Source organism: Bacteroides cutis, assembly GCF_900241005.1.
GTDB classification, from domain to species: domain Bacteria; phylum Bacteroidota; class Bacteroidia; order Bacteroidales; family Bacteroidaceae; genus Bacteroides; species Bacteroides cutis.
Genome location: NZ_OEST01000012.1, coordinates 1 through 13,621, shown reverse-complemented (window position 1 = coordinate 13,621; position 13,621 = coordinate 1). Strand labels below are relative to the sequence as shown.

At 36.3% G+C, this 13,621-nt stretch carries 7 protein-coding genes; 1 reads left to right on the top strand and 6 read right to left on the bottom strand.

Going from position 1 to position 13,621, the window contains the following annotated elements; translation table 11 throughout:
• Nucleotides 1–454: 454 nt before the first annotated feature.
• From C1A09_RS15975 to C1A09_RS15965, 3 genes are read right to left on the bottom strand one after another with little or no spacing between them, the layout of a single operon-like run.
• Nucleotides 455–1,345 (bottom strand): hypothetical protein, encoded by an 891-nt coding sequence (locus C1A09_RS15975; protein WP_101546161.1) that lies wholly within the window; start codon nucleotides 1,343–1,345, stop codon nucleotides 455–457.
• Between the two features lie 11 nt (nucleotides 1,346–1,356).
• Nucleotides 1,357–3,033, bottom strand: a complete 1,677-nt coding sequence (locus C1A09_RS15970; protein WP_101546159.1) for a SusD/RagB family nutrient-binding outer membrane lipoprotein — start codon at nucleotides 3,031–3,033, stop codon at nucleotides 1,357–1,359.
• Between the two features lie 11 nt (nucleotides 3,034–3,044).
• Nucleotides 3,045–6,011, bottom strand: a complete 2,967-nt coding sequence (locus tag C1A09_RS15965) for a SusC/RagA family TonB-linked outer membrane protein (RefSeq protein ID WP_281258254.1) — start codon at nucleotides 6,009–6,011, stop codon at nucleotides 3,045–3,047.
• A 475-nt stretch (nucleotides 6,012–6,486) separates the two neighbouring features.
• On the opposite strand from C1A09_RS15965, the gene C1A09_RS15960 reads away from it, so the two are divergent.
• Entirely contained in the window at nucleotides 6,487–7,728 is a 1,242-nt protein-coding gene (locus tag C1A09_RS15960) for an ATP-binding protein (RefSeq protein WP_101546157.1), read from the top strand.
• A gap of 176 nt (nucleotides 7,729–7,904) precedes the next feature.
• Here C1A09_RS15960 and C1A09_RS15955 read toward each other — a convergent pair whose 3' ends face one another.
• Genes C1A09_RS15955 through C1A09_RS15945 form a run of 3 tightly spaced genes read right to left on the bottom strand, consistent with a single transcriptional unit; the run spans nucleotide 7,905 to nucleotide 13,498 of the window.
• On the bottom strand, nucleotides 7,905–8,771 hold the full coding sequence (locus C1A09_RS15955; RefSeq protein WP_101546155.1) for a hypothetical protein: 867 nt from the start codon (nucleotides 8,769–8,771) through the stop codon (nucleotides 7,905–7,907).
• A 27-nt stretch (nucleotides 8,772–8,798) separates the two neighbouring features.
• Nucleotides 8,799–10,463, bottom strand: coding sequence for a RagB/SusD family nutrient uptake outer membrane protein (locus tag C1A09_RS15950; RefSeq protein ID WP_101546153.1), 1,665 nt, complete (start codon nucleotides 10,461–10,463; stop codon nucleotides 8,799–8,801).
• A 20-nt stretch (nucleotides 10,464–10,483) separates the two neighbouring features.
• A complete protein-coding gene (locus C1A09_RS15945; protein WP_255419780.1) occupies nucleotides 10,484–13,498 on the bottom strand; it encodes a SusC/RagA family TonB-linked outer membrane protein in 3,015 nt (1,004 codons plus the stop codon).
• Nucleotides 13,499–13,621: the final 123 nt, after the last annotated feature.

The following is a 13,621-nucleotide window of genomic DNA, read 5'->3' as shown; positions in this document are numbered from 1 at the left end:
TGAAAAAAGATGATTAGTGAAAATGGATAGTTAAGTGTGCAAAATTACGTAAGAGGGAAATTGTAAATATTGTGTGATAGCTCAATTGCGACTATTTCAAGGTTGAGAATATATGAATGGGATAAAAGTTTTATTAATACTGTATTATGACAAGATTATAATTTTTTGTATAAAAATTAAGTTATGACAAAAATAAATCTATTTATCACAAACGGAGATAATGTACTTCTCATTTCATCACGTCGTTTGAATAAACAAGTTTTAGCGAACATTGTCTTCATCAAAGACAAATAAGAAACGAGTAATTAGGTGAATATAGTGTATATGATAAGCCTTTTGAGAAGTAGTAAAAATATGATTAAATAATGAAGGAACTGTGTAAACAGAGAAGAGGCTAAACTCAAAATAACCTTGAGATAGCCTCTTCGTATCGACAAACTATTATTTTTAACTTTTAGTTTTTAATAATCCAGTTTGCATTACTATCATAAGTACCTTGGTCTACACCTACCGTTCCAGAAAAATTTATAATACCATTACATGCATCAATAGTACCCGAACCTACTACATAGAAATTTGTATAAGATCCAAAGGTCGGATACAATATTTGTTTGGCGACAGTAACCGTATGAACTGTCGGATCAATAGTTATTCGTATCTTAGAATCCTCAAAGAAATTAACAATTTCCAATTCTGTATCAGATATCTTTACTCCTTGAACCGGATAACTGGCACCCTCATAGAATACAGTATTATCAGTTACTACCAAATTTCCCGTGAAATCATCTAACACTAATGGGCAGGCAACTGCATATCTTACATTATATGAATAGGGTCTTCCATCTACTTCCCATCCTGTAAAAGCCTTGTTGTTAAAACCGGAATATTCATTCCAACCATATACTACATAACCATCTTTCATCACAGCATTAGTTGTAAAATATACTGTTTCATTTAAGGATGGCGCAGATAGTCCCAATTTTTTATAAACATCGGCAAAATCAATTGTAATTTCTTTAGGAAACTCTTTGATATTATCCATTACAACTTTTGAAGTTGTTTTGCCTGACGCATCAGTGAATACACATAATAATTGTGCATAGTCTAACATGGAGTAGTCCCCTTGCTGTGCTGGGATTGTTAATTTAACTTTATAATTTCCATCAACCTTTCCGGCAGAAAGGATACCGTCTGTTCCTTCGATCCGAGCAATATCAATAACAACACCGTTCTTCACGTCATCTAACGGATAAGGAAGATCTTGATCACAGCTAACAGTCAGCAATGCCATAAGGACAGTTGCTATGAATAATTGTACATATTTCATATTTCTATTTAATTTCATAGTTTAACAAATTATTTATCCCAAAATACGATCGGGCTACTTAAATTTCTACCATTATTTGTAATATTGGGGTTACGGGTAACTTCACTTGTTGGATACCACATTGCTCTGGGATATGCATTAATTCCTTTCAATGGAATATCTATGGGACCTAATTCAGGTGTTTTACTATTTTTATAAGGGGACTGGGCATAATCAGTACCCGAACTCAATAAAGTAGGATATCCCGTACGACGAATATCATTATATGCTTCTACAGGATTAAAGAAATTGGCAATCCACTTCTGTGTCATTACAATGCGAAGTTTCTCTTCATTATTAATAGCGGCATCATATTTTGCTAATATTTTACCCACAAATGCCGTTACAGCATCATCTGAAATAGAAGGTACATTACTCCCTTCTGCTGCTGCATTTTGAGATACAGAGTTGACATGTTTGATAGAGTATTTAATACCATTCTCCAACGCTACTTTTGCATCTCCATTTGTTTCACCTGTCAAATAAAGTTCTGCCAATAAGAAAGGAACCGAATAGGCTTGTAACATCTTTTCTGGAGCAACACCTGTACCGACATTTTTGTCGCATTTACCTCCTTGCCCATTATCATATTTACCACCACAAGGATAGATACCAATAAAAGAGGAAGTAGAACGTTGGTCGTTTCCGGAAGAAGAAGAGTTTGATGCAAAGAATATTGAAACAAATGCTCCACTACGATAATCAGTCGTATTCTGTGCTTCTCCATCTGCTTTTATTTGATTTACCCAATAGTAGGGAATACGTGGATCAACAATACCTGTGAAGGGATTATCTTTCACATTCAAATTAATACCGGACATTATTTCATAAATCCATGGACTTATATAATAGGTACTCTGACCACCGAGGTATTCATCTACATATGCTGGGTGTCGTTCATCAGGGTTGTCCTTTTGGGTATGTTTAAACTCGAAATCTTCACCACTTTTCATAAAGTTATTCTCTGTAAGTAGTGCTGCCAGTTTTTCATTCCAACCGGTAATCTCCCCTTTTGCTTTACGGCACTGAACAAGTAGTTTCAATTTCAACGTATTACCCATTCTGATCCATTTGTCTTTATCTCCATTGTAAATCAAATCATCAGCTGCTGGTTTTAACAAATTAGCAGCTTCCTCATTTTTCAAGTTACCAATAGCTTCGTCAATCAAAGTGAATAGTGAATTGTAAATCTCAGAACTTTTATCAGCAATAGGAGCATAATTCCCTTCAATATTAAATTCGCTATATGGTACATCTCCCCATAAATCGACGATATTTGCAAATGCATAAGCCTTTAATAATTTACCGATACCTGCATATATCAAATTATTTCCTTCTTCAGCAGCAGTAATTACTGCATCAGTGTTTTTAAGACCATATGTATAAGCCTGTAGCCATGAATTACCATTAGATGCTGTAGAAGCTGTAATGCCAAAGTTGTCCACTTCTCTGGAAGTCAGATGAAAAACATAAGAAGGCAATGAAGAACCGATATAATTACCAGCAGCAAAAGACATTGCTATATCATATTCTGCTCCAGTTAATACTTTACTAAGTTCAGCCGTAGTTGGCTTGTTCGGATCATCATTGATATCTAGATAATCAGAACAACTAGTGCTAACCAATAATGCTGATGTCAATATAAATATAATTTTTTTTATTTTCATACGTCCGGTTTTTAGAATGTAAGTTTAAGATTAAATCCATAACGTCTGGTGTTTGGTGCAGATGTATAATCAATACCCTGCACGTTACCTCCACCATAACTGCTGGCAGTAGGGTCATAATTAGTGTGTTTCGGAACATTCGGTGCCCAGAACCATAAATTACGTGCCACGAAAGATACACTTGCAGAACCAATAAATGTTTTTGCCAGCCAAGACTTGGGAATTTCATAGCCGAGACTTAATTCGCGTAGGCGGAAAGTAGTTGCATCATATACAGCCGCTTCATCGACACCGTTGATTGCGAAAGAAGAAACTGTAGAACTACCTGTAAACCATAAATCATTTTCACGTAGTTGAACATTATTAGGAATCTTATTCCCATTACCGTCCAATAGTGGTTTCTTTGTTGACGGATCGGCTAAGTAACCAGGCATGATACGGGAACCATAACGATTTTCTGTATCTCTTGTAACACCACGTCCCAATAAATCAGTTATGTAAGATGTCCATACACAGCCACCAATTTGAGCATCTACTAAGAAAGACAAGGTGACACCTTTGTAGGTAAAAGTATTGCTTAAACTTAATTTACAATCAGGTGCCGGATTACCTAAATATCCTTGTTCGTCGGCTACTAAATAAAATCCGGAGTTCGGATCAACCAAAAGGTTTCCATCTTCGTCACGGGCAAAGACATCTCCTACCAACATTCCATAGGGTTGTCCAACTTCCAGCACAGCTCCTGGAGTTGCAAAGCCTGTATTTAGAGACACGCGTTCTACACCTTCTGCTAATTCTTTCACTTCACTGTCATTCTGTGTATAAGTGAAATACATATCCCATTTAAAGTCTCTAGTTAAAACAGGAATCAGATTTAAGCCAACTTCAATACCATGATTATTCATTTTACCAAAGTTTGTATAGTAACTACCATATCCGGTAGAATAGGGAAGACTCAAAGGGGCAATTTGATTGGTAGAATTACGATTATACCAAGTGAAGTCTACGTTAACTCTACTTTTTAGAAATTGTAGTTCAGCTCCGAATTCAACTTCAGAAGTAAACTCCGGTTTCAATTCCGGATCAAACATTGAACTTGGTAATGACAAGATAGGTTGACCATTATAGGGTTGTCCTAAAGAGAACGTTCCATTTTTGTAATAGGCGCCTGCATCATTACCTACTTTAGCCCAACTCAAACGAACTTTTCCGAATTTGATGATATCCTCGTTAATATGGAACGCATCAGTAAATACAAATGAACCGGCAATAGAAGGATAAAAGAAACTACGATTGTTTTTGGGTAATGTAGAAGAAAAGTCATTACGCCCCGTAACACTTAAAAAAGCGAAGTTCTTATAATCCAAAGTTGCTTCTCCGAACAATGCCCATAGGCGAGTTCTTACATAGTATTCTTCAGAAGTCTGAGATTCGGTATTATCAATATTATAGACTCCCGGTGACATAATGTTGAGACCGGTTGTCTGTGTATTATTAGAAGTGAATTGATTTACATTATGCCCGATAGTGGCTTTCAGTCCCCAATCTTTATGAATAGGTACATCAAAACGGAATAATAAAGTAGACTCGATTTCTTGCGTATCGTACGATTCTACGCGGATACGTCCTTTACCTCCCACAGCTCTTGAACCAATATTCAAGACCTCTTTACGATCCATCTTGAAATCGTTGATACCAATACGGTAGTCAACAGAAAGCCACTTTGTAAGATCATAGCCTATGTTAAAGTTGGCCACAGCTCTATCCATTGTAGTTTTTATCTTATTATATTTCCATGACCATAGTGGATTGTCTGCTTGGTCACCTACGAAAAATAATGATTTGTGATCAGGAGTCTCATAAGGAAGAGACATATCCCAGTTACGTCCGAGAATTAAAGCGCGGGCAAAGGAAGATGCACCAATATTATTTGACTGGTTATTACCGAACATCGGGCCGTTTTGCTGTGTTCTAGAGTAAGATACATTTCCACCAACTCGTACTCCATTGGCTAAAGTCTGGTTTCCACCAACACTAATGGAATAACGCCCAAAATCAGCATAAGGTATATAGCTGTCTTGATTCATGCGTGAAAGAGTAGCTGTGAAATTTCCACTTTCGGTATAACGGTTAATGTTTAAAGACAAATCATAGATACCTCCTAATTCAAATAAATCTTTCACATTATTTTTATAAGCTTTATAAGGAATCATTTTAGGTAAGTTAGGATAAGCATTACCATAAATATTGGCAGAATACATGCTTAAAGGAACTTCCGTAACATCATCAAAAGAAGCTCCCCAAGAGCCATTTACTCCTTGAGCTATAAAATTATCACCTGTACCAAATTTATTTTGATAATCCGGTAGCCCAGCTATCTGCTCTATCGTATACGAAGCATTTAATGTAATTTCAGTCCCTTTACCTGCTTTTTTCCCACCTTTTGATCCACTTTTTGTAGTAATAAGAACTACACCATTAGCTGCACGTGAGCCATATAATGCAGCAGCTGCTGCTCCTTTTAATACATTCATTGATTCAATGTCATTCGGATCAAGAGTGGAAATGCCACTACCATAAGCACCACCAGCTTCAGTTGCTTGGTTAGATGAAGCTACTTCTGTATTGCTATATGGTACACCGTCTACTACATAAAGTGGTTGATTATTTCCTAGGAAGGATGAATTACCACGAATTGTCATGCGTGTTGCAGAACCCGCTGCACCTGAAGGTGAGTTGATAACAACTCCCGGTATCTTACCATCTAAAGAGCGAATCAAATCTGGTTCAGCCTTTTGAATAGTTTCATCTGCATCTACTTTTGATACCGAATACCCTAAAGAACGTTCTGCACGTTGAATACCTACAGCAGTAACCACTACTTCATCCAATAACTTAGAATCGGGCTTCATAACTACTTTCACATGAGGCTTTATCGCTACCTCTTGTGTCTGCATACCAATATAAGAAATCTGCAAAGTCTTCGCAGAACTGTAAGAAGCATAATTTGCTAATAAACAGTAAATTATGCTTCTTACAGAACTTATTCTTTATATCAAAACCACATTCAGAAATACCTATATCCAATATACTTTTAAATCTTGAGCTACTATAAAAGTACTATTAAAGCAAGTATATCTTTGATTTGCAAATATTTATTTTGTAAATTAAAGTAATTGTATATATCTAAAATATACCATATATTATTGGTTACTATTTTTTATATCTAAAATTTACCGGATATTATAAGATTACTCTATTCAAAAAAAGGAATGATAAAAGATAAATACGATTTATATAATGTATAAAATTAATCCTGATAACGATATCCTTTTTCACTAACAACAGATAGGATTGGAACTTTCTATTCATTGCCAATGAAAACTTTCCGTTAAAAGTATTCGTTAATAATGAAAAGGAGTTATCTTTGTAGTATAGAAAATAATAAAAAATATGAAAGACCTACTGAAACATATCATCTTTGATCAGCAACAACGTTCATATTCTCATATGGTAGAAAGAGATATTGATAATAATCTGTTGAAATTACCGGAAATATTGGTTATCTCAGGGATAAGAAGATGTGGAAAATCTGTATTGTTGCAACAAATTCGCCATAGCCATAAGGAACAGGATTATTATTTTAACTTTGATGACGATCGGCTTGTCAATTTTAAAGTTGAAGACTTCCAATCTTTATACGAAGTTTTTATTGAATTGTTCGGCGAACAAAAAACTTTTTATTTTGACGAGATACAAAACATCCCGGGATGGGAAAGGTTTGTTCGTCGTTTATACGATAATGGCTGTAAAGTATTTGTTACCGGTTCCAATGCCAATATGTTAAGTAGAGAACTTGGCACACATTTAACCGGACGCCATTGTTCCATAGAACTCTATCCCTTTTCTTTTGGAGAGTTCCTGAAAATGAAAGGGAACTATCCGGAACAGAAAGATTTCTATACAACAGCAGGAAAAAGCCTGTTAAAAAAGAGTTTTGATGAATATTTACGGCTTGGAGGATTTCCACGTTATATACAGGATCCCAATACATCTTATCTTTCTACACTTTATGAGAATATTATCTATAAAGACGTTGTGACCCGTAATAAACTGAATGGTGAAAGAGAATTACTTGAATTGGTTTATTTTCTAGCGAGTAATGCAGCTAAACGATTTTCTTACAATTCATTGGCTAAAACGATTGGAATCAAGCATCCGGAAACGGTTAAGAACTATCTTGAGTATATTGAAAGTACATATTTAATTTTTCAGACAATGAAGTTCGACTGGTCTGTAAAAAAACAGATGCTCGCTCCTAAAAAAATATATTTTGTTGATAATGCCATAATTGGTAAAGTAGGGTTTAACGCTACCGATAATATCGGTCAATTGTTAGAAAATATTGTTTATATACAATTAAAACGTAAAAATCAGGAAATATACTATCATGACAATGGTATAGAGTGTGATTTCATAGTACGTCAAGGTATCAATATTACACATGCATTTCAAGTTACACGTTCACTGACTGACCCGCAAACAAAACAACGGGAAATTAACGGATTGTTATCCGCTTTACAAACCTACCATTTGAAGGAAGGTACAATTCTTACAGAAGATGAGAATGGTGAGCTAGAAGTGGAAGGGCATAAAATCAATATTTATCCCATCTGGAAATGGTTATTACTATAAGTAATTTTACAATTTCTACATCTTTATTGAATTTCGTTTCAAAGATTTCGAGTGGTCTTGATGTTTGTAAATAAAAGTATGCAGTTATATGGGATGAACATCAAAAAGGAGGTTGTGTTAAAACATTTTTGGCACAACCTCCTTTTCTTATATGAGTTTCACTCTGAATATTTTAATTAATCTGCAATAAATGCATCATAACCATATCCAATGCTACCCGCTGATACATAATATTGAATAAAAATAAAACAATTATAATTTTCATACATACCACTTTCATAACCTCCAGCTGTTACAAAATCATCCTTACCTTGCCAATAACCAATATCACGAACACTAACTGTTCCATACTGTCCAAAAGTAAAAGATGTTTCCGTTGGAGGTACTCTAAAGAACTGGTATTCTCCACCTCCATCTTTACCCTGATAATCTATCAAGTTTATTTTCATGTGAGCCCCTGTACCAAATACGTCTTTAAAGCGATACAATGTAGGATTAGTAGTACAAACTTGTAAAACAGTTGGATTAGATGACATACCGCTTATTTTATCGGAAGTAGTACCATCTACCCATGAATCGGCATAATAGTATGTACCGCTAACAACATCTGTCCAATCAAGTCCTGTAAAAACCGTTTTTGCTGACGCTTTCATATTTCCACCAATTGCTACAGCGGTAATGGTATACTCTCCATAAAGACCTGTTATCACGATATCAACATTAGATGTACCTGAGACATCTGTAAGTTTTGTACCTTTTTCTACTACGTAGTTTAGATAAGCGTCTTCACCGTTGTTTTTTATATAAGCATCTTTATCTTCCGTTTTTTCTGCTAAATAATAGACCTCAGACACTTTATTGTTAGTGGCAAAACGAAGCATTACATCATTGTCAGGATTGTTAGGTTTACCGGCATTATATTGATAGAGGGTAATCACTGGATTGGGGTCGTTCCCCACCTCCGTTCCTTCATCTTCTATACATGAGATCATGGTTGTGGTAGTGAAAAGTACCATAAACAAACTGTAAATATATTTTTTCATATTCTTATTTTTAAATTATTAATCCAATTACCAGGAAGTAATCTCCTCTGAATCCGATGTAGGAGGTATAGGTGTAGGATTGTTTGTACATGCCAAGTTATAGTTAGTCTCACTCTGAACGATACAAAAGTCCATCCATACGGGAGGCTCCGTGGTATTCCAACGGCGTGTTTCCAAATGGTTAGTATTAGGATAACTGCGAATAATTCCTTTATTGAGACGTTTAATGTCAAAAGTAGCCAATCCTTCTCCCCAAAATTCTATACGACGTTGCCACCATATTTCGTTTTGGAAAGCAGAAGTAGATTGATTACCGTATGCTTCATTGTGTTTACCATATTCATAGGATGCATCACGTGTCTTGGCAAATTGAGTCAAAAGAGCAATACCGTTAGCTTCATTCTGCATACCGGCAGCCTCAGCCTCAATCAGATACATCTCTTCAACACGCATTATAGGAACAGCGACAAGAAAACCTTTATACTGATTATAATGTCCTTCTGAACCTCCTGCGGCTCGGAATTTCAATGAAAGACCACCTACCACTGTTCCTTCCTTATGACCGGAATTATAAACCCATTCCGGATAGTCGGAATAAGCTTTCAAAGCCTCTACCTGTTCTGCTTTTGATCCCAATTCATCTATCTTAAAGTCTACAAAACACTTTTTACGAAAATCACCGGCAGGAATAGTCTCATATAGATGACGGTCAATAAGGAGCTTACTTCCATAACTGGAGGCATAACCACACTCTGAGCCATTTACTTCAAGACACATGAAAGATCCCCAAGAACTGTCTCCGTCATTCAACAATATATTATCGTCATTTGCTTTGTATGTTAATCCAAACATCCATGAGGAATTAGGAGTATTGAAACCTGTTTCACGACTGGTATAATCTTCTTCATTCATAAGGGTATATCCTTTTTGTGCAAGTTTTGCATATTTCTCCGCATTCACCCAATCTTCCATCACTTGATAAGCACGAGCTTTTAAGCCATATACTACTGAAAGATCTGGTGTATATTTATCTGGTCGTTCATAATCTGCCAAATATTTTTCTGCATTATCAAGATCAGACAGGATAAATCCCCACATTTTCTCATTAGTGGCACGAGGATTATTAGCCAAATCTGAAAGAGCGGTACTCTCAGTTACGATAGGCACAGTTTCGGCATTCTTATCAAGTGCATAAGTATTTTGGGCAAACATACGTGCTAAATCCATATAGAACATTGCACGCATAGCATAGGCAATTCCTGCACCTGTAGCTTTATCCGCATCGGGCTCGGTACCAGCAAGAGAAAGAACTGTATTACAATTCTTTATCCAGCCATAATAATAAGTCCAAGGAACTTGGCAATATAAGTATTGAGGACCAAGTGCTGTACCACTGGTATACCAAGTTTGATACCAGTGACCATCCCAACTCGGAACAACATCCTGTCCCATAACATCACGCATCTGATAGAACGTAGGATAACCGAAGTCGAAAGGTTTATCGCTGCCAAATTTAAATTTACCTACCAATGAGGAAGTAAGACCACTCACAAAATTATTATAGGAACCAGGGGCGTTGGCAGCCTGATCCTTTGTAACAGTTGACGATTGCGGATTAACCTCTTCAATACAACTTGTCACTACGGAAAGCCCGAAAGCAACGGTTAAAAATGAAATCAATATTTTTTTCATATATAAGTCTCTCTTTTAGTTTAGAATGTTAATTGAATACCTCCCGAAATATTACGTACGGGAGAATAAGCGGATATATCTTTATTTCCTTCATATGAAAAACGAGGATCGAAACCCTTACGTGCCGACCAGAAACAAAGATTTTCGCCCGCAGCATAAAGACGTATTTTGGCTATATTCTTAAGAAGCTTTTTCGGAACTGTATAACCTACTGTGAAGGATTGGAAATTCAAGTAACTGGCATTAGTCAAGAAACGATCTGAATTGCCAAATACACTATATCTATCTCCATATTGCCAACGTGGGATATCACTGGATGTATTGTTAGGACTCCAAGCTTTCAGGTAGTCTTTATGGATATTGGAACCGGCACTGGCACCACTTTCATTAGGACCCATTAATGATGCATAATGATTATCGGCAATCTTACCGCCCAATTGGTAATCAAACGATGCGGATAAGTCAAAGTCATACAAACGTAATGAAGTACTGAATCCGCCAAACAACTTGGGCAGAATAGAACCTTGTGCATATTTAGTGGCTTCGTTAGGATCGGTGGTAGTATAAGAATGTTCTTTACCAGGTCTACTGGTAACACCTTTCAAATTTTCATCTACCCAGTAAGTAGCTTCACCTTTTTCATTTACACCTGCATATTCCACGCAGAAAGCATTGTAGAGTGGTCCTCCTACCTCATACCAGTTCTGTGCAACGTCTGTACTGTTCGTTTCTGCAAAACCACCATTACCGGCGATTTTTGATTCCGGTAAGCTGAGTATTTTGGCTTGATTATGTGACAAGTTTGCCGATATACTCCAGTCAATATCTCTGGTACGAATAATTGAACCTGTCAACAACAGTTCCACACCCATATTACGGATGTCTCCCAAGTTGCCATAATAACCACGAGATCCGGCTGATTCTGGAACGGATAACCAAAATAGTAAATCGGTAGTCTTTTTGGTGTAGAAATCCACATTACCAGTCAAACGTCCTTTCCAAAAACTGAATTCAACACCGAGGTTGATATTTGTTGTTGTTTCCCAAGTAATGTCAGGATTACCAATACGATAGAAAGTTGGAGACATAGTCGCATCATCCACAGGAGATAAACTATATAAATCCGTATATGCCCAGTTACCAATATTGTCATTACCTTGTTGTCCAATAGAGACTTTTATTTTCAACATATCCATCCATGATGAATAATTTGACATGAAGCTTTCTTTGGAAATAATCCAAGCAGCACCAACTGACCAGAAATTACCCCAACGATGTTCTTTTGCAAAATAGGAAGAAGCGTCACGACGATAAGAGGCTGATGCAAAATATTTTTCTGCATAATTGTATTGAGCATTACCGAAATAGCCTTCTACATTATATACTGTGGTGTAGGATTGAGCATCCGCTTTTTTGGAAAAAGCGTTGATTTCCGGAACTTCCGGAGAAAAACCACCTTGCGCTGTAGCAGAGAGGAATTTGGTAGTAGCCTTATAATACTCATGTCCCAACATTACGTTTACACTATGTTCACCAAAATCTTGAAAATACGTCAAAGACTGTACATTATTAGTTCTAAATCCGTTAGTAGATTCTTTTCTAATCTCACCGTTTACACCTGCTTTGGGAACAGTAAATGGATTTTGGTAGTTAGAATAATTACTTTGTCCTAAAATAACTGTACTTGTCACATTGGCCTTCAAAAAATCGGTAATATTAATATCGGCCATAAAAGTTCCATTTAATTGATCACCGATAGTTTTAATTTGATTATATCGATTTGCCCCTAGCGGATTACCTGGAGCTAAAAAAGGACGGGTTACTCCTCCATAATCTCCATTACCAAAGTCGTAAGTTTCATGTCCATATTGGTCTTTTTTGATTACTATATTACCTGCTTCATCTACTACACGGACAAATGCAGGATAAATGGGAGCAATATAATCAGTATAATACATCGGGTTTGAGTTATTTGCTTGATCACTCATGTTTGGGTTAGATTCCTGGTTAGAATGTATATATCCCACGTTAGCACTTAACTTTAACCACTTCTTTGCTTGATAATCTGCCTTGATACGTGCACTGACACGATCATAACTAGAATTTTCAATAATACCATCTTCATTTAGATAACCAACACTGGCATAATAAGATGCACGGTCAGTTCCACCATTTGCACTTATATTATATTCTTGACGTAAAGCGCTTTTATAAGCCAAATCTTGCCAATCATCAGGCTGCATATAATATTCAATACCATTGTGGGTATATTTACGTCCCAAAATTGCATTTGGGTTTAGTTTTCCATTTGTCCCAATCAACATCTCTCCTTCAGGTATGGTATATACATTATATTTTAAATCAGCAAGCATTTTTTGGTTAGCGTATGTATTTGCTGCCGACGCACTCATTCCTTGACCATAGAATGAATAATTATATAATTGTGAATAATATGCCTCATAATATTCTCCGGGATCTTTGATTACATCGTATTCCTGTACTGCACGTGTGTTTACACCCCATTTCATATCTACATTGATCACAGCATCTTGTGTCTTTCCCTTTTTAGTAGTGATAATAATTACACCAGCGGCACCACGAGCACCATAAAGAGCAGCGGATGCAGCATCTTTCAAAACAGAGATAGATTCTATATCACTTTGTGGAATATTAGACAAATTAGCTGTATAAGGGGCACCGTCAACGATAATCAAAGGATCTGTACTAGCATACATAGATGCAATGCCACGGATATTAATTTTTCCATCATTCGAACCTGGTGCTCCTGAACCACCCCGGATCTGTAAACCTGCAACCGAACCAACTAAAGCGTCAGATACATTTGTTGTGATACGTTTGGATAGTTCCTCCGTATTTACTACAGACGCTGAACCTGTAAATGCGGATTTTTTAGCTGTACCAAAAGCTACAACCATTACTTCATCAAGTACCTCTGTATCAGATTTCATCACAATTTTTAAATGAGGCTTTATCGCTACCTCTTGTGTCTGCATACCAATATAAGAAATCTGCAAAGTCTTCGCAGAACTGTAAGGTGTGTATATTGCTGGCTATTAACTTATTATGAATATGGAAAGAACTTGTTATTTATATTTACATATCCACTACAAACCATTATACGGTAGGTGTAAATTATT

Coding starts and splice junctions, on each gene's coding strand:
- C1A09_RS15975 (WP_101546161.1), bottom strand. CDS start 1,345: ATGAAATTAAATAGAAATATGAAATATGTACAATTATTCATAGCAACT.
- C1A09_RS15970 (WP_101546159.1), bottom strand. CDS start 3,033: ATGAAAATAAAAAAAATTATATTTATATTGACATCAGCATTATTGGTT.
- C1A09_RS15960 (WP_101546157.1), top strand. CDS start 6,487: ATGAAAGACCTACTGAAACATATCATCTTTGATCAGCAACAACGTTCA.
- C1A09_RS15955 (WP_101546155.1), bottom strand. CDS start 8,771: ATGAAAAAATATATTTACAGTTTGTTTATGGTACTTTTCACTACCACA.
- C1A09_RS15950 (WP_101546153.1), bottom strand. CDS start 10,463: ATGAAAAAAATATTGATTTCATTTTTAACCGTTGCTTTCGGGCTTTCC.